Origin of the sequence: Vibrio diabolicus (assembly GCF_011801455.1) — a bacterium.
Classification (GTDB): Bacteria; Pseudomonadota; Gammaproteobacteria; order Enterobacterales; family Vibrionaceae; genus Vibrio; species Vibrio diabolicus.
Window position 1 is genome coordinate 431,268 of sequence record NZ_CP042452.1, and the last position, 22,261, is coordinate 453,528.

27 protein-coding genes and 2 riboswitches are annotated in these 22,261 nt (G+C 43.0%); of the genes, 4 read left to right on the forward strand and 23 right to left on the reverse strand.

Annotated elements, in window-relative coordinates; translation table 11 throughout:
* Nucleotides 1-122 precede the first annotated feature (122 nt).
* Nucleotides 123-530 carry an SPOR domain-containing protein gene (locus tag FR741_RS17385; protein WP_006741205.1) on the forward strand — a complete coding sequence of 136 codons (408 nt, stop codon included), beginning with the start codon at nucleotides 123-125 and terminating at the stop codon, nucleotides 528-530.
* A 50-nt stretch (nucleotides 531-580) separates the two neighbouring features.
* Here FR741_RS17385 and FR741_RS17390 read toward each other — a convergent pair whose 3' ends face one another.
* The 5 genes from FR741_RS17390 to cspE form a co-directional block, all read right to left on the reverse strand.
* A complete protein-coding gene (locus FR741_RS17390; RefSeq protein WP_167427310.1) occupies nucleotides 581-1,054 on the reverse strand; it encodes a peroxiredoxin in 474 nt (157 codons plus the stop codon).
* 129 nt (nucleotides 1,055-1,183) lie between these two features.
* Nucleotides 1,184-2,197 (reverse strand): adenosine deaminase, encoded by a 1,014-nt coding sequence (locus tag FR741_RS17395; RefSeq protein WP_145472742.1) that lies wholly within the window; start codon nucleotides 2,195-2,197, stop codon nucleotides 1,184-1,186.
* Between the two features lie 89 nt (nucleotides 2,198-2,286).
* A riboswitch (purine riboswitch) is annotated at nucleotides 2,287-2,386 on the reverse strand.
* Nucleotides 2,387-2,635: 249 nt separating this feature from the next.
* Entirely contained in the window at nucleotides 2,636-2,776 is a 141-nt protein-coding gene (locus FR741_RS17400) for a PA3496 family putative envelope integrity protein (RefSeq protein ID WP_005396335.1), read from the reverse strand.
* A gap of 50 nt (nucleotides 2,777-2,826) precedes the next feature.
* Nucleotides 2,827-3,036: a hypothetical protein gene (locus tag FR741_RS17405; RefSeq protein WP_053807947.1), complete on the reverse strand. Its 210-nt coding sequence runs from the start codon at nucleotides 3,034-3,036 to the stop codon at nucleotides 2,827-2,829.
* Nucleotides 3,037-3,276: 240 nt separating this feature from the next.
* Entirely contained in the window at nucleotides 3,277-3,486 is a 210-nt protein-coding gene (gene cspE, locus FR741_RS17410; RefSeq protein ID WP_005396336.1) for a transcription antiterminator/RNA stability regulator CspE, read from the reverse strand.
* A gap of 391 nt (nucleotides 3,487-3,877) precedes the next feature.
* Here cspE and FR741_RS17415 point away from each other — a divergent pair, with 391 nt between their 5' ends.
* The gene (locus FR741_RS17415; RefSeq protein ID WP_134645472.1) at nucleotides 3,878-4,726 is read left to right on the forward strand and encodes a pirin family protein; all 849 of its coding nucleotides are present in this window, start codon (nucleotides 3,878-3,880) and stop codon (nucleotides 4,724-4,726) included.
* Nucleotides 4,727-4,869: 143 nt separating this feature from the next.
* On the opposite strand, the gene FR741_RS17420 is transcribed toward FR741_RS17415, so the two are convergent.
* From FR741_RS17420 to FR741_RS17465, 10 genes are all read right to left on the reverse strand, one after another.
* Nucleotides 4,870-5,718 (reverse strand): patatin-like phospholipase family protein, encoded by an 849-nt coding sequence (locus tag FR741_RS17420; RefSeq protein WP_048624804.1) that lies wholly within the window; start codon nucleotides 5,716-5,718, stop codon nucleotides 4,870-4,872.
* 387 nt (nucleotides 5,719-6,105) lie between these two features.
* The gene (locus tag FR741_RS17425) at nucleotides 6,106-6,444 is read right to left on the reverse strand and encodes a hypothetical protein (protein ID WP_006741201.1); all 339 of its coding nucleotides are present in this window, start codon (nucleotides 6,442-6,444) and stop codon (nucleotides 6,106-6,108) included.
* A gap of 633 nt (nucleotides 6,445-7,077) precedes the next feature.
* The gene (locus FR741_RS17430) at nucleotides 7,078-7,509 is read right to left on the reverse strand and encodes a YccF domain-containing protein (protein WP_005373685.1); all 432 of its coding nucleotides are present in this window, start codon (nucleotides 7,507-7,509) and stop codon (nucleotides 7,078-7,080) included.
* A gap of 217 nt (nucleotides 7,510-7,726) precedes the next feature.
* Complete coding sequence (locus tag FR741_RS17435) at nucleotides 7,727-8,659, reverse strand: Gfo/Idh/MocA family protein (RefSeq protein WP_167427311.1); 933 nt, start codon at nucleotides 8,657-8,659, stop codon at nucleotides 7,727-7,729.
* 123 nt (nucleotides 8,660-8,782) lie between these two features.
* Nucleotides 8,783-10,438, reverse strand: coding sequence for a phosphoethanolamine transferase (locus FR741_RS17440; RefSeq protein WP_167427312.1), 1,656 nt, complete (start codon nucleotides 10,436-10,438; stop codon nucleotides 8,783-8,785).
* A gap of 22 nt (nucleotides 10,439-10,460) precedes the next feature.
* Entirely contained in the window at nucleotides 10,461-10,817 is a 357-nt protein-coding gene (locus FR741_RS17445; protein ID WP_150916971.1) for a diacylglycerol kinase, read from the reverse strand.
* A gap of 143 nt (nucleotides 10,818-10,960) precedes the next feature.
* Nucleotides 10,961-11,353, reverse strand: a complete 393-nt coding sequence (locus FR741_RS17450) for a glycine zipper family protein (protein ID WP_167427313.1) — start codon at nucleotides 11,351-11,353, stop codon at nucleotides 10,961-10,963.
* A 117-nt stretch (nucleotides 11,354-11,470) separates the two neighbouring features.
* Entirely contained in the window at nucleotides 11,471-12,766 is a 1,296-nt protein-coding gene (locus FR741_RS17455; protein WP_006741195.1) for an ATP-binding protein, read from the reverse strand.
* The gene (locus FR741_RS17460; RefSeq protein WP_005396348.1) at nucleotides 12,766-13,479 is read right to left on the reverse strand and encodes a response regulator; all 714 of its coding nucleotides are present in this window, start codon (nucleotides 13,477-13,479) and stop codon (nucleotides 12,766-12,768) included. Before FR741_RS17460 ends, FR741_RS17455 begins: the two co-directional genes overlap by 1 nt.
* Before the next feature lie 214 nt (nucleotides 13,480-13,693).
* Nucleotides 13,694-13,990 carry an isoamylase early set domain-containing protein gene (locus FR741_RS17465; protein ID WP_167427314.1) on the reverse strand — a complete coding sequence of 99 codons (297 nt, stop codon included), beginning with the start codon at nucleotides 13,988-13,990 and terminating at the stop codon, nucleotides 13,694-13,696.
* A 284-nt stretch (nucleotides 13,991-14,274) separates the two neighbouring features.
* On the opposite strand from FR741_RS17465, the gene FR741_RS17470 reads away from it, so the two are divergent.
* Nucleotides 14,275-14,655 (forward strand): hypothetical protein, encoded by a 381-nt coding sequence (locus FR741_RS17470; RefSeq protein WP_167427315.1) that lies wholly within the window; start codon nucleotides 14,275-14,277, stop codon nucleotides 14,653-14,655.
* Between the two features lie 83 nt (nucleotides 14,656-14,738).
* Nucleotides 14,739-15,338, forward strand: coding sequence for a thiol:disulfide interchange protein DsbA/DsbL (locus FR741_RS17475; protein WP_104972344.1), 600 nt, complete (start codon nucleotides 14,739-14,741; stop codon nucleotides 15,336-15,338).
* 70 nt (nucleotides 15,339-15,408) lie between these two features.
* Here the strand turns inward: FR741_RS17475 and FR741_RS17480 are convergent, their stop codons facing one another.
* The 8 genes from FR741_RS17480 to FR741_RS17515 all read right to left on the reverse strand — a co-directional run bounded on the left by FR741_RS17480 (nucleotide 15,409) and on the right by FR741_RS17515 (nucleotide 22,058).
* Nucleotides 15,409-15,654: a hypothetical protein gene (locus tag FR741_RS17480; protein ID WP_005373664.1), complete on the reverse strand. Its 246-nt coding sequence runs from the start codon at nucleotides 15,652-15,654 to the stop codon at nucleotides 15,409-15,411.
* 152 nt (nucleotides 15,655-15,806) lie between these two features.
* A complete protein-coding gene (locus FR741_RS17485; RefSeq protein ID WP_167427316.1) occupies nucleotides 15,807-16,250 on the reverse strand; it encodes a DUF3429 domain-containing protein in 444 nt (147 codons plus the stop codon).
* A gap of 10 nt (nucleotides 16,251-16,260) precedes the next feature.
* The gene (locus tag FR741_RS17490; protein ID WP_167427317.1) at nucleotides 16,261-16,806 is read right to left on the reverse strand and encodes a glutathione peroxidase; all 546 of its coding nucleotides are present in this window, start codon (nucleotides 16,804-16,806) and stop codon (nucleotides 16,261-16,263) included.
* Nucleotides 16,807-16,910: 104 nt separating this feature from the next.
* Complete coding sequence (gene ribB / locus FR741_RS17495; RefSeq protein ID WP_006741191.1) at nucleotides 16,911-17,567, reverse strand: 3,4-dihydroxy-2-butanone-4-phosphate synthase; 657 nt, start codon at nucleotides 17,565-17,567, stop codon at nucleotides 16,911-16,913.
* Between the two features lie 113 nt (nucleotides 17,568-17,680).
* Nucleotides 17,681-17,821, reverse strand: a riboswitch (FMN riboswitch).
* A 104-nt stretch (nucleotides 17,822-17,925) separates the two neighbouring features.
* A complete protein-coding gene (locus tag FR741_RS17500) occupies nucleotides 17,926-18,543 on the reverse strand; it encodes a lipase family protein (protein ID WP_134645480.1) in 618 nt (205 codons plus the stop codon).
* 117 nt (nucleotides 18,544-18,660) lie between these two features.
* Nucleotides 18,661-20,514, reverse strand: a complete 1,854-nt coding sequence (locus tag FR741_RS17505) for an MFS transporter (protein WP_167427318.1) — start codon at nucleotides 20,512-20,514, stop codon at nucleotides 18,661-18,663.
* A 146-nt stretch (nucleotides 20,515-20,660) separates the two neighbouring features.
* Nucleotides 20,661-21,419: a helix-turn-helix domain-containing protein gene (locus FR741_RS17510; protein WP_167427319.1), complete on the reverse strand. Its 759-nt coding sequence runs from the start codon at nucleotides 21,417-21,419 to the stop codon at nucleotides 20,661-20,663.
* A complete protein-coding gene (locus FR741_RS17515) occupies nucleotides 21,420-22,058 on the reverse strand; it encodes an HD domain-containing protein (RefSeq protein WP_167427320.1) in 639 nt (212 codons plus the stop codon). It abuts the gene before it with no gap.
* Nucleotides 22,059-22,261 lie beyond the last annotated feature (203 nt).

Below are 22,261 nucleotides of genomic sequence, written 5' to 3' on the forward strand. Positions count from 1 at the left end.
TGGAATACTCGTTGCGCTAAAACATCGAATCTTCTCGTGTGGGTCTATTTTCGCCTAATTAGAAGCGTTTTTGTGTTTTTGAGTGCGAGAGAAAAGAAACTAGAACAAAAATGGAGTGACACGTGCACAAGATTTTATCTTTGACATTGATTTTATCGCTCATGGGCTGCGCTATGCCTTACCAGCAGCAGGTCGATAGTGGCCAATGTGTTGGAGTAATGACCTCTCAGGATGCGTATGGTTATTTAAACCCAAACCATTACACGATGCAGGTACTCGCGCTAAAGCAAGAAAAAGATGTGAAAGATTACATTCGTTATATCGATCCTAAGCATCCGGTTTGGGTTAACTGGAAAAACAGCCGAGGCACGCGTTGGTATACGGTAACTGTTGGCGATTTTAAAACGAAACAGGATGCCTACAATGCGCTTTCTTCACTGCCGAGCCGCGTAAAGCAGTCATCCCCATTTGTGCTGACTTTTGCGGAAATGCAGCGTAAGCAACAAACGAGTGTTGTGAGAATGCGTTAGCCAACAAAAAACGGAAGCGATGGCTTCCGTTTTTGTATCTAAGGGTAAGCTTAAAGCGCCGCTAAAATCGTTTCTGCTTTGCTTGCTTCAAACTCTTTTGGTTCTTCAACGTTAAGTTTGGTCACAATGCCGTTTTCAATGATCATGGCGTAGCGTTGTGAGCGAATACCACCAAAGCCGCCGGTATCCATTTCAAGACCCAATGCTTTAGTAAAGCTTGCGTCGCCATCACCCAACATCAGGATTTCTGAAGCGTTTTGAGCTTCGCCCCAAGCTTGCATCACAAATGCATCGTTTACAGAAACACACGCAATTAAATCAACACCTTTTGCCTTCAACTCGTCGGCTAATACCACATAGCCTGGTAGGTGAGCTTCCGAGCACGTTGGGGTGAATGCGCCAGGTACAGCGAAGAGTACGACTTTCTTGTTTGCAAACAGCTCAGTAACGTCGTGGTTAACCATACCATTGGCAGTCAATTCGCTTAGAGTCGCAACTGGTAGAGCTTGGCCTTGTTGAATCATGATTTTATTCCTTTTTGTGTGCTAGTTTAGCTTTCTCAGTCTAGCGCTTATAAATGCGGTTAACCACAGAGCTTTTGTAAGGTTTTAGCACCTAAGTGTTTGACCCAAGATGTAGCACTGATGGCTTTATTACAACGCTTCATGCTGACTTACGTATTGACTAACGAGATGGCGATACTTCGCTTTCAACTCATTATCGATGAAGCTAGCATCAATCGCATTCATTGTGAATTGAGCTAGTTCATTCTTACTCATTGGGTGTGCGTTGTTGACGGCTAAAAAGTTATCTGTCATGTAACCACCAAAGTATACAGGATCGTCCGAATTAATTGTCACAGCGACCCCTTTGCGCAGTAGCTCGACAATATTGTGATCGTTCATATCGTCAAATACACACAATTTAAGGTTCGATAATGGACATACCGTCAGTGGCATTTTGCTTTCAATTAACGACTCGACTAATGCTTCATCCTCAACACAGCGAACACCATGATCCACGCGGCTGACGTGAAGCATTTCAATTGCATCGGTAATGTTTTGTGCCGGGCCTTCTTCACCTGCATGAGCAACAGTCAGTAAGCCTGCTTCTACCGCTTGTTTAAATACTCGTTTGAACTTAGCTGGTGGATGGCCTTGTTCTGAAGAATCTAGACCAACACCAATGATCTTATCACGGTATTTCAGAACGGCTTGCAGAGTCTCCATGGCGCTTTCTTCTGAAAGGTGACGGAGGAAACACGCAATGATTTGTGAAGTAATGCCGAGCTTCTCGTGCCCATCTTGTAGTGCGCGGGCGATCCCGTGGATAACGGTGTCAAAGTCAATACCGCGCTCTGTATGCGTTTGCGGGTCAAAAAAGATTTCGGTATGAATAACGTTATCCGCTTTACAGTGCAGTAAGTATTCCCAAGTGAGATCGTAAAAGTCTTGCTCTGTACGCAAAACATCCGCCCCTTGGTAATAAAGGTCAAGGAATGACTGTAAGTCTTCGAACTGATACGCGCTGCGTAGTTCACTCGGAGAAGAGTAAGGAATGTCGATGCCGTTTCGTTGCGCCAGCTTGAAGAGAAGTTCTGGCTCAAGTGAACCTTCGATATGTAAGTGCAGCTCTACTTTTGGAAGACCTTGAATAAATGCGTTCATATTCCACCTTATGTGTATTGTGGATGCAGTTACTCTAAGAATAGGTATAGATAGGAATAAATCGAACGCTATCACAAAGAGTAAGACCCACGATGATCTCAACTCTTCGTAATCAGCACTTTGCGGGAACTGGTAGAGACCCCCAAACCATATCATTGGGGTTATACGAAGCAAACGAGGCGATTATACGCAAAATTCTCAATTTGGCTATACGCAAATAACCTAGTTGTCAGTAGTCGAAGGATTTTTCTAAGAAAAGTAACTGGCAACCGTATAAGTCACTTGGGTATAGAGGAGCAAATTGGTTTTTGAGCGTGAACGAGGCTTATCGTGTTGTTATAAGCGAGGAAAAGAGTGAGGCTTCGTTTGAGCAAAGGTAGGTGGCGGTACCTTGCACAACTATGGAGCAGAGAGAGAATTGAGAGAGTCAAGGATAGCTTATAGATCAAATAACTTGTCAAATTCTCTTTGTTCCATAATGTCTTCTATACGGCGTCGCGTTTTTTGTTTTACCGCCGCCGCGTTTTGCTCAGACTCTTTTTTGTCTTTTTCTGCTTGCTTCTTACTTTTTCTAGCCATTGGATACCTTCCAAATTAGTTGCATCATTCATTAATGCATGAAAACTGAATTAGTTAACAGTAAAACTTCCTAACTTTGAACCTGAATCACAGAGAATAGTTCCAGATTGCGTTTTCTCACAATATTCAAAATCGATCATGTAGCTATGAGAATGAAGCTTAGGTAATACGTGCCTTCGTAAAATATCACCATTTAATTGATGTATTTTAGCGTTCCAAGAGGTGTGAGGTTGTTCTAGATTAAATTCAATTTCTAACATTTATTCTCCTGTTTCTTAGTGATTTTGTCTTTGTTAAGTAATTGATACCAATGCCTTTGACGGCCTGTTCTTTTTGAGGACATGATTTTTCCTATAAATAATAAATTAAGCAGTACTATCCTATTTATTTTAGGTAGCACAAAGCAATGCCTGATATTAGGCTGAGTGATTAAAGTGAGAATATTTTTGAAGGAGAGAGATTTGGTGCAGCATGGGCATGCTACACCAAGAAAAGCAGTCTTATAGAGGAGTTACTTCAGTCGCTTGAGGACCTTTTTTACCTTGCTCTACGTTGAAGCTTACTTTCTGACCTTCAGTCAGTGTTTTGAAACCGTCAGAAACGATAGCGTTGAAGTGTACGAATACATCTTGACCACCGTTGTCTTGAGATAGGAAGCCAAAGCCTTTAGTTTCGTTAAACCATTTTACTGAGCCGTTTACTTTAGACATAAAAATACCTTTGAATTAAACATTAAAATTTGAATTTGTTTTGTGGATCTTTTCTAAGCTATTGAATGTTCAATCAAGAGGAAGTTGTACGCAGGTGTCTGAATTGGGGGATTCAAGATTTTACTGAGAGGAAACTTAAACTAAATGTTGCATTAACAGCTCTCTTCTAAGAGCCAAGGCCTACTATACACCTTGTTTAGGAAATAGCTACACTTATTTTTAAATATATGTCGACAGCTTGGATAAGTGGGCTGTTCGAAAAATTTGAATAAGTAGCTCAAATAGCAAGGCTCATGATTATTTTTCTTCAATCTAAAATAGAACCATATCGATAGCCATGGCTGAACATGCGGTTTGCAAGCGGCCACAAAGGTAAACGAGGAGAAATAGTATGAGCACATTCAGAGAAATTCGTCAGCTTATTCAATCACAACCCACTGCTGATGGTGACGGAGTGAAAATTCGTCGAGTAGCAGGGTTTAATCATGCGAGTTTTTCTCCATTTTTGATGATGGATGAACTTAAGTCTGACGACCGTGCTGATTATGTGGGTGGCTTTCCTCCTCATCCGCATCGCGGCATCGAGACGCTTACTTATATGTTGAAAGGTCATTTCCAGCATCGTGACCACATGGATAATGTTGGTGAGCTTCGTTCTGGTGGCGCTCAATGGATGGCGGCAGGAAGAGGCGTCATTCATAGTGAGATGCCTATTATGCAGGAAGGTGAATTGCATGGTTTCCAAATTTGGATAAACCAGCCTGCGAAAAATAAGATGTCACCGGCTCAATATCATGACTTTCAACCTGAAACGATAACGGAATTCGAAACTCAAAGCTCGGGTGTTGTACGCTTGATTGCTGGTCATCTGACTATAAACAACGAACGTATTCAGGGGCCTTTAACAGAAACAGGTGTTGCTGCCACAGTAGCCGATTGGAGAGCGATGGTTGGTCACGCTTTGAATTTGACCACGGAGCAAGACCACAACATGATGATCTACGTTTATAAAGGTCGTGTTCAGTTAAAAGATCGTGAGATCAATCAAGGCGAAATGGCGATTCTATCGAAAGGTGAATGGGTTGAATTACAAGCCGAAAAGGAGAGTGGTGCTCTGATTTTTATTGGCGAACCAATCAATGAACCAGTGGTTCACTATGGCCCTTTTGTAATGAATAGCATGGAAGAAATAGAACAAGCAATCCAAGACTACAATTCAGGATTGTTTGAAACCTACTAGCGTCAACATCCTAACTCCCTTTTCTGTGAGTAGCGCAGTTATCAACAGTTTTGAGCCTGACTATTGGGCTCGACCAGAAGCAGATACGATAATCCACTGCCATCGAATTTGCGTTAGCCACGTCTAATCCACGTGGCTTTTTTCTACTTCTGATTCCATCGCATGATGGCTTCTTTTCCTGCTTCAATACCTAACTCATAAGCTTGGCGCAATGGTGCTGGCGAGCGACTCAATCGTTTTAATTTAAATGATTCAGGAGGACAAACTTGGATGATTTCGACTCCCGATGGTGGATTGTCGATCAGTGCTAACGTTTGATTGTAGCGAACTTCACGCGTCAACATCGGCTCAATTAATCCTGGCGTTTCTTTCAACATCCGTTTGGTTAGTGCGCTGAACTTTCCTTTCGGCTTTTGATAGCTAGAGGGTTGGCTGCGTAAAACCATAATCTTTTTGGCTCCTCGCTTTATTGCTTCTGCGACAGGAAGGGCATCAGAAACCCCACCATCAACGTATCGGGTGCCGTTCAGTAAGACACCATTTCGGTAAAGTACGGGAAGCGCGCTGCTGGCTTTCATTGTTTCTGCGAGCTCGTCGACATTAGGAGTATGGTACTCGGCTTGGCCATTGTCTTGACGTGTTACGCCTAAAAAGAAAGGTCTCGAATCCGCTTTTAGTGCGGATTTGTCGATACCAAGCTCTTCGAGAGTGACGTTCCACATCCAATCTAAGTTCATCATATCGCCGCCACGTAGAATCTGAGATGGTGAGATGAATTCTTTCCTTAAACTGTAATCGAGATAGATTTTTAAGTTGCGCCCGGGCATTTTAGCTAAATACGCCGCCAAGTTACTTGCGCCCGCCGATACGCCCCAAAAGCTATCAAATGGAGAGAAATCGTTAGCGAGAAAATGATCGAGTATGCCGCAAGAAAATACACCTCGCATCGCACCACCTTCGACAATCAACGCACGCTCTCCTACTTGTTCCATCACTGTGTTCCGTTCTTTACCTATTGGATGAATAGAATGCAGCTTAACGCATAACGGTTTTATACCCAAGTGGTCCTAAGTGCTAGGGCATCTCCTTAAGTAAAAGAAAAGGGCATCGATGGATGCCCTTTTTATATTAAGCCTAGGGAGTTACAGGTTATTGAGCAGCTCATTTAGTGAAAGCGCACTGAATAAATATGTCACTCCCACACAGAAAGCGGCGCCTGTAATTCCGATACTGATCGTTGTTGTAATTAAAAGAAGTGTCATCTTAGACATACAAGATCAAACTCCTTTTTTATATTTAAGTGGGGCGTTGTGCGTCTGGTTATCGTTTTGAATCATGATGCAAGCGCCCTAAGTTTATTGTTCTAATAAAAGTGATGATCACTTGTCAAAAAAGCAGATAAATAGCACCCAAACTGTCGTTAATGCGAGCAGCGGAGTGAATACTTTCTGTATAGAGGCGCCATCGGTTAGGTTGTAGATTTTGATGGATTCGTTATAGAACGCCCGCTTGAACGCCTTAAAAGAAATATCATTTTTCACATGAGATTGTTCATAGTGTAGGTGTGCTGCGTCTGATAGTTGGTATTCTAAGTCTTGGAGTTCGTACTCTTTGTTAAGAAATGCCTCCCAAGCCGAAAGACGGGCTATCGTTTTTGGAGATTGATTACCCTTTAACTTCTCTAGACGTTTGGCATAAGCAGCTTGATATTTATCCACGGTGTATTCCTGTCTGAATAGACGTTGAGTTAGAACATTTGTAAAAAGAAAAACGAGCAAAAAAGGGGCTTTACGTTCTATGTCTGTGATAAATGCTAAGGAGCTCAATGGTCTATTTCTCTGATGTCGCGAATAATATTGATTGAACTTAAATGCGACAAACAAAATAATTTACTCAAGATAACAACGAATATTTGTTGCCTTTTAAAGAAAAGCGATAGTGATGCGAAGTGGTGGCTTTGATCGGGAAGAAACCCGCTTTCGTAACGGCTTGCGTTTACTGAGAAAAAGTAAACGCTGGAACTATCGCTGGATTGGTGTGAGTTATTTATCGTCAAAAATCATTAATATCAACTATGCTTATAGTTCGACTTTTCGTAAATGAACTCAATTTAGATGAGCGGAAATAATACTGATTTTTGAGCGTGGGTGAGCTTGGAGGGTTAAGCTAATCCATTGATTAATAAAAAAGTAAAGTAGTACAGAGCTAGGGTGAACTTCAACTTAAAGGTGACGGTATGGATATACAATCAACCATTATTGAATATGCGATAGCGATAATAGGCTTACTTTTGACGGGAGTTGCCCTCTGAGCAATACTGCCCAGAGGATAGAAAGTATATTGGCTGTTTGTTAGCGGTTGATATTGTACCGAGCCATTGCAGCTTCTTCTGACGACACAACCGTTTTACCAATTGGTGCGAGTGAAATAACCGCAAGCTTCAGGTGTTGGAGTGCAAACGGAATACCAATGATGGTTACAAAACACGCTGCGGCGGAAAGTACGTGACCGATTGCTAACCAAAGGCCTGCAAAGACAAACCAAAGGACGTTACCGATAACGCCTAGAGGGCTCGTACCAATGTCCATTTCATTGGTCAATTCATCGCGTGAAATGGCTTCTTTTCCGAATGGGAAAAAGGAAAAATTACCCATAACGATACACGCACGCCCCCAAGGTATTCCGATGATGCTAATAAAGGCTAAGATACCGAAAAACCACCATAGCAACCCCATAAATACGCCACCAAATACAAACCAAATGATGTTACCGAGTGTTCTCATTCTATTTCCTTTACTCTTGAATATGACGATGCAGGTTCCTGAGGGTATAGTAATGTAAAACTAGAACCACTCCGTTAATAAACGTGATCCGTTCCCTCATTCACTTGCTTGATAGAATAGCCGCATAAGTATTAACAGAGAATGAATGACTCTCTGAAGCTACGTTTGTTTTAGTATAGAGCGTAATACTCGATTAAGCACATAGCCAAGAATTAAGCTACCTAGAGGTAACTTTCTCGATATATTGACAAATTTGCTCTGCTAACTGATGGCTAGCAATGTTGCGTTTCACTACTTCACTAGCGATTTTTCCAGATTCAACGACGCTAAACCAGTCGAACAACATCGCATGAAAACCTTTGCTCGTCAGCATTGGCGTCCAATCTTTCAAATTGATTTTTTGCTCTTGGTTCGCTTGCCATCGTTTCCCTTCAACGAAAGAGTCGAATTCCACTGCTTTGTTAGCATAACAAGCTTGAACGCGCTCCACAGTCACACCGAAGTTACGATTCATCGAAGCGTGGAGTAAAGTATCTCCGTGTTGCCACTGAATATCTAAACGCGCCAATTGGTCACCCTCAAGCTGATGCGTTATGTAAGCCTCTTTTAAATCGTTTTTGGCTGTCACGTTAATACTGTCTAATGGGTGAATAAAATCATCAAATATAAAGGTACGAATATCGCCTGGTAGTTGGTGGCGGTTCTTTTCCCAGCGTAGCGATTTTAGGTCAGAAATGTTGCCTTGCTGTACTTCTGGCATGTGTTGGTTGTAAAGCGGAATATGACGTCGGTTGAAGCCCACATAAAGTGGTTGTTTTTCTTTTTCGGCAATATCGTACAGTTTTTCCACGTCATCAGCATTGTCCGCTAATGGTTTGTCGACAAAGGTTGGGATTCCATTCTGCAAAAAGAATGCTGCGATTTGAGGATGTACGCTTGTTGCCGCATGAATCATGACAGCATCTACGCCAAAGTGCAGAAGCTGCTGGTAGTCTTGACAGGTCTCTGAGATTCGATATTGCGTAGCCAGACTCTCAAGTGCATTTGCGTTGCGGGTACAAAATACAAGTTCGATATTTGGAAGCTGAGTGATAACGGGAAGGTATGCTTTCTGAGCAATATCGCCTAAACCAATAATACCAATTTTCATCCTAGTCCTTATTTCGATGTATGGATGGCAGGTTGTAGTATAACGCTTGGCAAGCTGATGAGTTTAAATGCCTTGTTAGAAAAGAGCCTGACTCACATTTTGAGTCAGGCTTTATTGGTCCACTTAGGAAGTCGTGCGGCAGTCTTTGAATATATCTAACTTGCCGTCGTAGGCTTGGGTTTGTACATCCATAATGCCTAATAAAGAGTGGAACACGTTATCATGTGAGTACTGTCCTGCCTTTTGCGCTTCATTCGACAAACAGTCGGTGTTGATTTGTTTCACTTGCTTAAAGCCGGAAGATAGCCACATGAGCAAAGGAACACGTTTTTGGAAGTCTGGTGCAAGGCCGTAAGGCATGCCATGTAAGAACAATCCGTTTTCGCCTAATGATTCACCATGATCCGATACGTAGATGAGAGCGGTATTATATTGAGACTCTAATGCTTTGAGTTTGTTGATGGTTTCTGCCAACACAAGATCAGTGTAGCGTACCGTATTGTCGTACGTATTCACGATTTGTTCGACGCTACAGTTTTCTATATCTGCACGTGGGCAGTCTGGTTTGAAAAACGCTTTGTCTCTAGGATAACGCTGGAAGTAGGTAGGACCATGGCTTCCTATAAGATGCATGGCGACAACGCGATTGCCGTGCATATCCGCAACTTCTTGATCAAAGTGATCTAACAGCGCCATATCGTAACAGGTTTGACCGTTACACAGAGGACTTGCTTGCTTTCGGTTCACTTCAATTTTCTTGATCTTGTGGGCGACTTCTTTGTCTCCGCCATCATTTTCTTTCCAGATTAGGTCAACTCCAGCGCGCTGCATGATGTCGAGAGCATTATCTTGGTTATCTGCCTTGGTCCGTTCAAACTTGCTTCGCGTGAGCTGAGAAAACATGCAAGGCACAGATACTGCAGTTGCAGTGCCACAAGACGCAACCTCTTGAAATGAAATCACATCCAGCTTACTGGTGTAAGGGTTTGTCTCTCGCTTATAGCCATTGAGTTGGTAGTTCTGCGTTCGAGCGGTTTCTCCGACAACAAACACCAGTAGTGTCGGCTTGTTCTGTGCTTGCTTTACTGCGCTATCTGACTGCTTTGCATCGATTCCAATCTCGCGGTACGGTTCTGGCGTGGTGAAGTATTTCTCCTTTACATACCCAGTCGCGCTGTAAACGAATTGAGTGGGAATAATGATTTTTTTCAGATAGCTGTTATTGCGACCGACAGATGCATAGTCTTGGTAGTAAACACTGGCAATAACAGCAATTACTGCAAGAGATGACAACATCGACACCAACTTCGTGAGAGAAAAATACAGCAATTGGTGGCGCTGAGATTGCAACTTGACCTTATAGACAATCATCGCAGGGACGCCCCCCATAAGTAGCGTCCAGATTACAGAATAAGTACTCAGGTAAGAGCTTGCCTCGCTCGAATCGGTTTCAGCAATATTAGCAATCATTCCAGAATCGAAAAGCGTGCCATAGTTGTAACTTGCGTAGCTCACCATACTCGAAATTATGAGCAAAATAATAAAGAATGGCTTTCCAACCCAAGGCCAACTAAATAAGTTAAAAAGGAAATTGAGCGCGGCAAGAAAGAAAATGGGTATCGTAATAATAAAACCAATTTTGACATTATCTAGGCTTGAAAAAATACCATTCAGCTCTTTGTAAATAGGAATGTTTACAACCAGCGCGAAATAGAGTGCCAACAAGAAAGTAAAGGTAACGTACGAGATACCTTTCTGTTGCAAATTATGTGTCTTCATAAGTAAATGTCTTGAATCAAAATCAGAGCAAGAACGAAGCCCAAATAAAAAGGGCAAGAGTGAGCGCAACAAATACTGCAGCCGAGCCGATATCTTTGGCTCTACCACTGAGCTCGTGCCAGTCATCGCTAACACGGTCGACAACCGCTTCTATGGCGGAATTAATAAGTTCGACGATCAGGACCAATAACAGGCTACTGATCATCAGTACTCTTTCAAATGTGGTGACTGGAAGGAAAAAAGCACAGACGGAAAGCACTAAGGCTAGAATCAATTCTTGTCTGAAGGCGGCTTCGTATTTCCATGCGGCTTTCAATCCCTGAAATGAATAGCCGGTCGCATCCATGACACGGCGTAGACCTGTTTTACCTGGCTTCAAAATATGACCTTACTACAGCTTAATAATTTAAATTGTGCATCTATCCAAACGATGAAAAGAGACTAATCGTTCTTGCGTGAAACATTTGTGAATGGCGTTCATCACACAACGATATAGGGTTTGAATAAGAAAAAAGAGTTGAATTAATCAAGGTCGTAGACGGTATAGCCTTTATTCTGAAGGCATTTTCGCAGTACGAGAGATTGTGTCTTGGTGGAGTCATTGCTTCCACTCAACGCTCCGGCCCCTGCTCCTACAGCACCGCCTGCAGCGGCACCTACAGCAGCCCCTCCTATCCCGCTTTCTAGTGCTCCAGCTGCCGCCCCAATTAGTGCACCTGTAACTGCACCATTAGCGGTTTCAGATTTAGCAGCTTCCGCTTTGTCTACGTTATCCGCATACCCTTGGCAATAAAGAAAATCTTGTTCATATTTAGCAGGATCAACATTGGTCATGTCGACAACAGGCTTTTGATTATAAGTACAAGCGGTAAGAGTAGAGGCAAGCGTCATAACCAGAATAAAAGGTTTGTACATGAGTATTATCCATTTGTTCTGTGAATTTATGGATTAAATGTACACTGTTTTATTGTTGGGCTCTGTCGCTGGAGTGTATTGAAGTGTCGTCTTCTGTAAAGGGGGAAAGACGTTAGCTTAACTGTCTGATTTTGGGAGACGAAGTGTGAAGCAAGCACCACCAAGTGGGCTATGAGAAATCGAAACCTCACCATGTTGAAGTTCCATTATTTGCCTGACGATCGCCAAACCGAGCCCAAATCCACTCGTGTTTTTGTTTCGGGACTCATCCGCGCTATAAAATGCTTCAAAAAGGTGAGGCCAATGCTGCTCTTCTATACCTATACCATCATCATGTACATGGATTAAGCAGCTTTGCTGATCACTTTTTATCTCAACCATAATTTGAGTATTTGCGTATCGCATTGCATTGCGTAGCAGATTATCCAAGGCACGTTTTAGCAGTTTTGGATCAGCGAATGCGCGTGCGTTTTCAGAGTTTGTTTCATTGAGTGAGATAGATAACTTGGTCTCTTTTTGCCATCTCTGTTTTAACTCACTAACTAACTTGGCGAGTGCTACGTTTTCTGTTTGCAACGCCGTATCTGGGCGTTCCATTTTGGCGTAATAAAGCAGCTCTTCAACCATATCTTCCATCTCGTCAATGTCCTCGACGATACTACGTACATGCTTTTTCTGTTGTTCGGTTAATGTAGAGTCCGATAACAAGTCAGCTTGCCACTGCAAACGAAAAATAGGAGTGCGTAATTCATGCGCAACTGCATTGGTCAGCATTTTATTGCTAGTGATCAGGCGAGAAACTTTGTCAGCCATCGTATTAAAGCTTTTGTTCAGCGTTCCAACGGACTTGGCACTTGAGGTGCTTGCTCGTGCTTTGAAGTTGCCTGAAGCAAACTCTACCGTGACTCTTTCTAACTCACGAATTCGACGACTCAAAAACCAGATCAGCAGTATGCAATACAGAGCAAATCCGGCTAAAAAGAATAACCATACAATGTTGTCATCAAAGTTAATCGCCTGAATAACTGAGCTATCCGGATCATCGATCATTTTGAAAATAGGGGTGTCCGCATCTAGGCGGAACCATATATCCCTTTCTTCGTCGTAAGCAACGTTAACAGAGGTGTCACTTTCAAATGCTTTTCTGATGTCCTCTGGAAGTTCTTCGAGCGTGTGAGGAATCAACAAGCGATGGCTGGACGTGGCAAATTGCTCAAGCTGTTGTTGAGTGTATTCTAGTCCGTGCTCTTCGTAGATAGGATAGATAAGATCGTGGAAAGCTTGACCTTCTTGCTCTTGTAGCAGGTAATCGTAATCTGTGTTGATCTCATAGACTAAGAATTCGTAACCCCACAAACTCACCATAAATAGAATGATAAGACCGACAAAGCTTTCCAGATAAATCCGTCTCATTATTCATTCCATGCATCAGGCATAAATAGGTAGCCTTTGCCGCGAACCGTAATGATTTTTTGTGGAGAGCAAGAAGCATCGCCTAATTTTTTTCTCAATGTCACAATACGGTTGTCAATGGTGCGATCTGTACCGTCGTACTCAATACCACGTAGTGTTTTCGTTAACCACTCACGTGAGAGTGTTTTTTCTGCGTGTGTTGCGAGAACCCATAATAAATCGAACTCACCGTCAGTCAGCGCAATTTCTTCCTGGTTCATGACGCATGATTTACGTAATCGGTTTAAACACAGCACTCCAATTTGTAGACCGTTTTCGGACTCGGTAGAGGCTGCCTCTTTTCTTCTCAATAGCATGCGAATGCGTGCCAGCAGCACGCGAGGTTTGATAGGCTTGGTAACAAAGTCATCGGCGCCAATTTCTAATGCGGCGACGTGATCGAAGTCGTCATCACTCGCTGTCAGCATCAACACTTTGCCTTTGTAGCATTCACGGATTTGACGACATACGCTCAGGCCGTCTTGTCCAGGTAGCATCAAATCTAACAAAACCACGTCTGGCTGTGTGTCAATAATCGCTTCCGGTGCGTCTGTCCCGTTGTCGATACATTTGACCTGGAAACCTTGTTCAACAAAATACTCTCCCAGCATAGCTTGTAATTTGGGATCGTCTTCCACGATGATTAAAGATGGTTTGACTTGTTGTGCGTTCATTTGAGTGATGTATACAATATTTAATATCACCGGAACTTAAACAAATTTACGAATTATTTCAAATAAAGCTTTCTCAGAATAAGGTTATCGGATGAGTTGATTCGATAAATACCCCAAGTAATGATTCAAACTTAATCATTAATCACATTTTGAAAAGTCTAAAAAAGGCGCAACTGTTGCGCCTTAATATGGAATATTAGAGTGAACTTACGTTTTATTCGGTGGTGCACACGACACTGTTGTCGCTGCCAAAAGCATTGGGAACATAAGCGTCGGCTTGAGGGTCGTTTTCCCACTTTGCATCATTGAGCAAGTAGCGGAACTGAACATTCTGCTCTTTAGGTAAGCGCGTTTTAAATTTAAATTGACGGCTTTTCTTCATTAATTTCATCGGTTCTGGCTGCCAGTTGTTAAAATCCCCAGCAATATGAATGGAGTCCCACTGGTCTTTATCTAGCTCGAACGTGACTTCAACTTCATCTTTTGTCTTAAAGAATCTCTTTTTAAGCATTGATCTTTCCTTGTTCGTACAAAAACTGTTCTAACTATTACTCGTGTTTCATAACGATTTCAAGTTTTATCGAATTGTCGCTGGTATCAGGTGAAGAACTATCTAAATGATGAATAGCTTAATCGCTATGAGTTCTTGTGAGAGGGGAGCGGTATTGAGAAGCCTCAAGGGTAAGGAACCGTTAACGTACCAAGTTTTTAGGCGAGGCGGAACTCAGAGTCCGTATCTTGAAGTCAAACCGTTATCATGTATTATCTTAAATCACCATTTTTGTTGATGTAGCTATGTTGAAGTTTAACCGCACATTGTTGACCGCGATAGTTTGTTTAGCCGCTATGCTTTTGAGCAGTGTCGCTCCTATGGCGAAGGCTTCAGCCCCGGTGAAAACAATTGAAGTACGCGATATTATTGTTCAACAGGCTGCTCTGCACAAACAACTTGGCGTCAATGACGACTGCGTAGAGTCACATCACGATGGGTCAACTATCAATAAGGTGCAACAGTCTCACACGAGTTGTAGCTCTTCCTGCATGGTCAAAATTCCCGCCAACTTATCTCAAAACGACTTACTGCTTCTTCCTTACAGCCTTGCATTGATTGATAGGCCTTTAGTCGAAAAAGTAGTGACAGTGATCACCAAGCTTTATCGTCCTCCGATTGTTTAATTTCTCATCTCAAATTACTTGGGGTTTCCCCCTTTTTACCAAATGAAATGATTTGGCATTTGAATGCCACAAGGAAATAAACAATGAAAAAACTACTTGCCTTATGTAGTGCACTTTTACTGACTTTTACCGCTCACGCAGCGCAATTTGAAGAAGGGAAGCACTACAAAGTTCTGGATGTTAAGAAAGCATCGAAACCTGTTGTGACGGAATTCTTTTCTTTTTATTGCCCACATTGCTACAAGTTTGAGTCGCTTATTGAGCGTTTAAAACCTGCTCTGCCAAAAGAGGCAAAGTTTGAAAAGGTACATGTGGGGTTCATGGGCGGAGATATGGCGATTCCGATGGCCAAGTCCTACGCGACGATGGTATCGCTCGGGGTTGAAGATACAATGATTCCTGCCATGTTTGCCCAAATTCATCAAAAGCGACAAGCGCCAAAAGATGACGCTGAGCTGAAACAGCTCTTCGTTGATAATGGCGTAGAAGGTAAGAAGTTTGATGCCGCTTACAATAGCTTTGCCGTAAACTCAATGCAGAAAGGCTTTGACAAACAATTTGCAGCCAGCACGTTAAGAGGGGTTCCAGGTGTGGTTGTGAACAATAAATACATTGTTTTGGCCAACGAAATTCGTACTTACGACGAGTACAATCAATTAGTTAATTACTTATTGACGCTGTAACTATAAATAGCATTGATGCTTAAAAATGGCGACGATAGAGTCGCCATTTTTTATGCTTATCACTTTCGCATTATCTAAGAACGCTTGTACATGCTTGAGTCGGAACACTAGTCATAAATATGGCATGCGGATAAAACAAGCTAGCAGCAGTGATTGCAACATTACATGGCTGAGCAATCGTAGTTTTAATCACATTGGTAAGCACGGCGCCTGTATTATTTACTGTTTGAGCGGCGGCTTGTTGTGCCTGGTAAGACACGCAACCTGTCGTTGCATTGATCATCGCAGTGCTAAACAAAAGTTTGCGAAAAAACATATTCATATCCTTTGTGAATGCTTTGAAATACTTATATGTGGATTGATTCATAAATAAAACAAAACAGTGTTCAAAATATGTGTGCATTCACGAAATGAACATTGTTTTATAAAAAGACGTTTTTTTGTGATCTTAGCACTGGACAGACCAGGCTATGAAACTAAAGCCAATCCGTGCATTACGATTACGCTGAAGGTCAGCTTGCTCCTCATTCCTTGATATCCCTTGGGCTCGGCGTCTTGTTCGACTTTCCTCACGAGTTTTTCTGCATACCAAATAGCAAGATACCCAATTGCTAAGAGTAGGGTAGCGACCGCGTAATGTTTGTGACCCTGCAGTAATGCGCCCCAAGCAAGTAAGACAAAAAGGTTGCTGAGAATTAATATATTTCTGCTAAGGCGGTGGTAGTAATGCTCAATGCCGTTACCCCAAAGGATGCCGGATAAAAAACTTAATATAACGGCGCTGTATGCGATGAAAAATTGCTGGCCACTTAAATTGAACAGTGAGATGTCAGTGAAAATCAGCCCTAAACTAAACACAAATGGAACCAGGCCTAAGTAACCGAGTTGTAGCATGGTTGAGCGTGTTGTCATGGTCGTCACCTTACAATTGTTGCTCTATCATATTGGTAAGCGTAGTACTTGTCGGTGATGTGGAGCTTGGAAAAGTGGCAATAACTTTGCCTTCGGAGCTAATTAGAAACTTATAGAAGTTCCATTTTGGTTTGATGCCAGCTTGGTTAGTAATCTCGCTGAATACGGGGTTTGCATCTACGCCTAATACTGAGGAGCGAGCCATCATTGGAAAGGTGACCCCGTAATCGAGATAACAGACTTTCGCTGTGTTTGTTTCGCTTCCTCTATCCTGTCGGAAGTCATTGCTCGGGAAGCCTATAACGGTGAAGTTTTGGTCTTTGTAAGTTTGATAGAGGGTTTCTAACTGTTCGAACTGAGGAGTGAAGCCGCACTGGCTTGCTGTATTGACGACTAGTAGTGTCTTTCCCTTAAAGCTTTCGCATAGATCGACTTCTTCTGTTGAGTTTAACAACCTTTGCTTACCTTGAAGAATATCAGGGCACTCAGATGCAAGAGCAAGCGAATTCATGGAGAGAAAGCCAACGAGAGCGACGAGTTTCAGTAATCCTTTCATGGTGTTGTTCCCTTTGTTTTCAATAAGTATAACTACTCAAGTGCAAAGAGGATCGATCAAAAAAGCCGCACAAATGCGCGGCTTCTTTCAGAGCTGGGATTTAATTATGCCAGTTTTAATTCGAACTGGTTGCGGTACATCACCATGTCTTCAATAGTCAGCACTGGCATGTTGTGCAGGCGACCAAACGCAACGATCTCTGGTGCTTTTGCCATCGTGCCATCTGGGTTGGTCACTTCACATAGTACGCCAGCGGGTTGAAGCCCTGCCATTTGCATCAGGTCAATCGTACCTTCTGTGTGACCACGGCGAGTCATTACACCACCTGGACGTGCGCGCAGAGGGAATACGTGGCCCGGGCGAGCAAGATCCTCAGGTTTCGCATGCGGGTTTGCCGCCGTTTTAATGGTCGTCACTCGGTCTGCTGCTGAAACCCCCGTTGTTACACCAACTTTCGCTTCAATAGAAACCGTAAATGCGGTTTGGTTTGCGCTGTTGTTGTTTACTACCATTGGAGGCAGTTCCAGTTTGTCTGCTTGAGCATCTGTTAAGCACAAACAAACGATGCCGCTACATTCGCGGATCATCAATGCCATTTGCTCGTTAGTGAGGTGCTCGACTGAATAAATGATATCGCCTTCGTTTTCGCGATCTTCATCATCAAGAAGTAGTACGCCACGACCTTCTTTTAAAGCGATAAGTGCGTTTTCAACGCGAGTAATTGGGTCGCCGAATTCGGCAAGTAGTGATGACTGATTCATGGTTAACTCCTAAATTTCACCAGAATCAGGGCGGTATGAGAGATCGTCGTAAAATACGATCAAAAAGAAGTGCACCAGCACTCTTAGCAATCTGACTCGCTATGCTGGTGTATTCTTATTCTCTTTCATCCGGACTATAACCGTCGGCTCTGGCATCTCACCAGATCTGCTGACCTCGACGAATCGAGCGCTCGCGGGCTCACTTGAAAAAGTATACCGCCGGTGGGGAATTTCGCCCCGCCCTGAGAACAATTAAAAATGTGCCACTTCATCCAAGTTGTGAGGAAGTGGAGCTAGGATAGTACTGCGAACTGAATAGCTTGGAAAGTCGATTCCATCTGTATGATGGAAAAGTGTGCTATCGACGGAAATAATCTGTGCGAATAAAGTGATCAATCTGCTGTGGCACGAAGGTGTTGTAAATCAGGCTCGTATGCGTTTGTTTCACTTCGATATGATCTTGCATACCTTCCAGTCTTGTCTCTTCTACGGTAACCGTACCGTCCGACATGGTGTTGTCATTACGGATCAACAATGGGCGAGCGCCAATCGGCATCGTTCCTGCGATACTGCCGAGTTTTTGAGGGAAATCCCAAGCGTCATCATGTCTGTTTAATCCGTGGTGTGGCGAATTGCCTAAAATTGCACCCAATCCGAGATCTTGAATCCGACCTACTATGGACGCGCCTTTAAGAGGCGAACCGATAGCGACAACATGAGAGATTAAGTTAGTGCTCGGTTTTCTGTTGGCGAGATAGCGCTTAATCATCAAGCCTCCCAAGCTGTGTCCCACGAGCACGTTTGTGGTCAGTGGATTAAGCGAATGATCAATAGAATCAAACAGTGAAGACTCATCGATAGCAACAGTGTTATAGCTGAGTACTTGCGTTTCGTATCCGAGTTTTCTCAGCTTTTGGCTAAGAGGCTGCATGACCAGCCCATGCATATAAAGACCATGTAAGATGATGATTTTCATAATACCTCCTAGATTTATGACGTCGTAGATATCCTACTCTAATTAACAAAGAACTACTTGTGCTTTGTGGTGCATATTTACGTTTTGCTGCAAAGTTTGACTGCTGTAGCAAGCGACTCAGCCCAGTAAATCCTGTACTTGTTGTTGCAATTGATTACGATTTAAAGACGCAGGACTTAACACTTCACCGATAACAACATCCACTTTTGACCAAAAACGAGTCGGTCGTTTTGTGAGAGCATGTCCGCCTTTGTGGCTGAAAAAAGAACCCCAAAGCCCTTTTAACGCCATAGGGATGACAGGAACAGGGTTACGTTCAAGGATTTTATCTACACCAGGGCGAAACTCACCCAATTGACCGTTAGACGTTAAACGACCCTCAGGGAAGATACAGACAACCTCACCGTCGTTAAGTGCTTGTTCAATCTGTTCAAATGCTCGTCGGTAAGTGTCGGCACACTTACGTGGAGAACAGATCGGGATAACACCGGCATGACGGAATACATATTTAAGAACAGGTAGCTCGCTGATGGACTTGTCCATCACAAAACGAACCGGGCGAGTAGAGGTTCCCATCAAAATCAATGCATCGACATAGCTAACATGGTTAGCCACGATTAACGCAGCACCTTGTTCAGGAATATGTTGGCGCCCCTTTACGGACACACGATACATACAATGGCTGAGTAAATAACTGATAAAGCGTTGTGTAAATTCCGGTACTTGACGATAGACATAGATTGCCACGAAGAAGTTACCTATTGCCATCATGGCAAACAGTTCCACAATAGAAAGCTCTAGTGCGCTGAGTACAACGATCGAAACCAAAGCAGACACCACCATAAACAACGCATTCATGATGTTGTTAGCAGCAATGGCACGTGCACATTCCCCTTTGTTTGAACGAGATTGGATGAACGCATAAAGAGGAACAATAAAGACACCGCCGCTTACACCAACAAGGAACAGGTCAATCATGACGCGCAGATGTTTGGATTCAGCAACGAAGCTTTGCACATCATAAAAGTGAATCGGAAGTGATGGATAACTTGGGACGGCCCATAGCAAGTCGACGCCAAAGACTGTCAGACCAAGGATACCGAATGGCAAAATACCAAGCTCAACGTGGTTGAAAGAGAGCTTTTCACACAACCAAGAGCCTGTAGCGATACCAATGGAAAACAATGCCAACAGTAAAGAAACGACAGTACTGTCTGCAAACAAATGTTCACGCGCAAAGTTAGGGAATTGAGTCAGGTAAGTCGCACCCATGAACCAAAACCAACTGATGGCTAGAATAGACATCCAAATGCCTCTCTGTTTTTTTGCCACTTTTAACGTGTTCTTTAAACCAGAAATTGGTTCAAATTTCGCTTTGTCATTCGATTGGCTAGGCATCGTTGGAATATTCACACTGCTCATAAAACCAAGTAAAGACAAGGCAATCACGACACAAGAAGCAATCAAGGTACCATTAGGAATGGCTAACAGCAGGCCTGCGCTAAGCGTACCTATAAGAATCGAAAGGAACGTGCCCATTTCAACCCAAGCATTTCCTTTAACAAGCTCATTTGGTTTGAGCGCTTGTGGTAGTAAGGCGTATTTTACGGGACCAAAATAGGCCGATTGAGTGCCTGTCATAAACAAAAGAGCCAGCATCAGCATGGCACTTTGAGTGGCAATAGCGGTTGCAGCGCAAGACATGATAGCCAGCTCGATGAGCTTTAGACGCCGGATTAATTTGGCTTTGTCCATGCTGTCAGCGACGGCACCAGCATGCGCAGAGAATAGAAAAAAAGGTAGGATGAATAAGCCTGCCGCCAAATTAACAAATAGATTAACGGATATTGGTAAGTTATCAATTTGGCTGTATGTCACCATCAATAACAGAACGTTTTTGTAGATGTTGTCATTGAGTGCGCCAAGACACTGCGTCACAAAGTAAGGAAAAAAGCGTTTTGAGAAAAACATGCTGGCTCCGATTAAACAAAGTCGAATGAGATGGGAGCACTTTATGCTCAATGAACGATTAAACCAGCTTTCTCTGTCAAGTGACGTTGCATGCCACCAAAAGTAACGAAATTCGTTACTTTCATCTCCATTTGTTTATTGAGTTACTAATTTCGAGACTTCTGAGTAGGTTTTCTTTCCCATGGTTCAAACAAAGGGAACGTCCAGCGACGCATCGCAATAATCAGAGAGGTGCCGTGTTTTTCGTCCATATCGAGAGAGCTATCACTTTGGCAAGCCTGATAAAACTCATCGATGACCTTTTGCAGTTTCTGTTGTAGCTTCTTGTTGGTTGGTACACTCATCAATCCTGTTGCCATGGACAACTGTTCATCTTCACCGGAAAAGTAGCTTTGGAAAAAGGCGTCTTGAACTTGCTGTTGGAAGAACCGTTGAATAGGGCCGCCCATCTGCCACTTAAATGTCGGAGATATACGCAAACGAATTTTGTTATTTGGCTGCAAGTCGATGATGTTCAGACGATCCAACTGAGCCAGCTTTTGCACCAGTTCCAACTCATTGAAGGTGTATTGCTGAACGATTTGTTCAAACTGATAGCCATTTACAACACAGATTGCCACGAGTAGCAGGGCTTTATCGTCAACCAACTGCTTTTCTTGCTCTAACGTTAGCGACTCTAGACCTTTGTTGTGCGCAGCCGCGAGCTTAAACAGTTCCGCCATTTCTAAACCAATCAATTGGCAAATGCGTTCTAAGCGTTCAAGGCTAATGTGTTGACCTTCAGCGAGTAAACGTTTGACGCTTCCTTCACTTAAATCAAGGTGTTGTGCAACATCGACATAATGCAGCCCAGCTAACTTTAGTTGGCGTTTAAGCTCTTTAATTAACGTACAGCTTTCTGACATTTACGCTGTTACCTCGTCGTGTAACTGCTCTAGGTACGTTTGCATAAAGGCTTTGCGTTTTTGCGCTTCGCGTCTCGCTGACTCTGTGTTCATGGTTTCGGCGATTTTGAATAGCTTGGCCTGGAAGTGATCCAGAGTGAATTGTTTGTCGTCGAGCTCTCGCTGTTGAGCAAAGATGTCTTTGTCATCGTAAAGTTGCGCATCAAACTCAGTGCTCACTTGTATACAGCGAGTAATGCCAATTGCGCCTAAAGCGTCCAGACGGTCGGCATCTTGAACGACTTTTGCCTCCAATGTGTTGGGTCTGATATTAGCGCTAAAGCTGTGTGCTTCTATCGCATGGGCAATGGCATCATGGTATTGCTGCGGATAATCGATACTTTCTAAAAACGCGACCGCTTTTTTGGCTGCAATGATTGAGCTCTGCTTGCGGTTTGGATGATCTTTCGGATAGGTAAAACAATCATGTAAATAGGCGGCCGGTAATACAATCGCGATGTTTGCATTTTCTTCTTCGCAGAGCTGCTTTGCTGTTTTGACTACGCGCTTTACGTGTTTAAGATCATGAGCTGCATCTACTTGCATCTCTTGCTGCATAAATTCCAAAAATTGCGGTTCTATCTGGCTTAATGACGTCATGGTTCATATCTACAACTAAAATGAAGTCAGAAGTATGCCGAACGCAGAGAGGAATTTCCAAGTTCGATAGTGTAATTGAGATTTAGCCATCAGAACCTTATGCAACTTAGTAAGTATCGGGTCATCTTAAATAGCATTTTTGTGCGCTCGGTTGGCTACTAAGGTCGTAAGACACAGAACAGCAGTGACGTTTGCCAATAGCA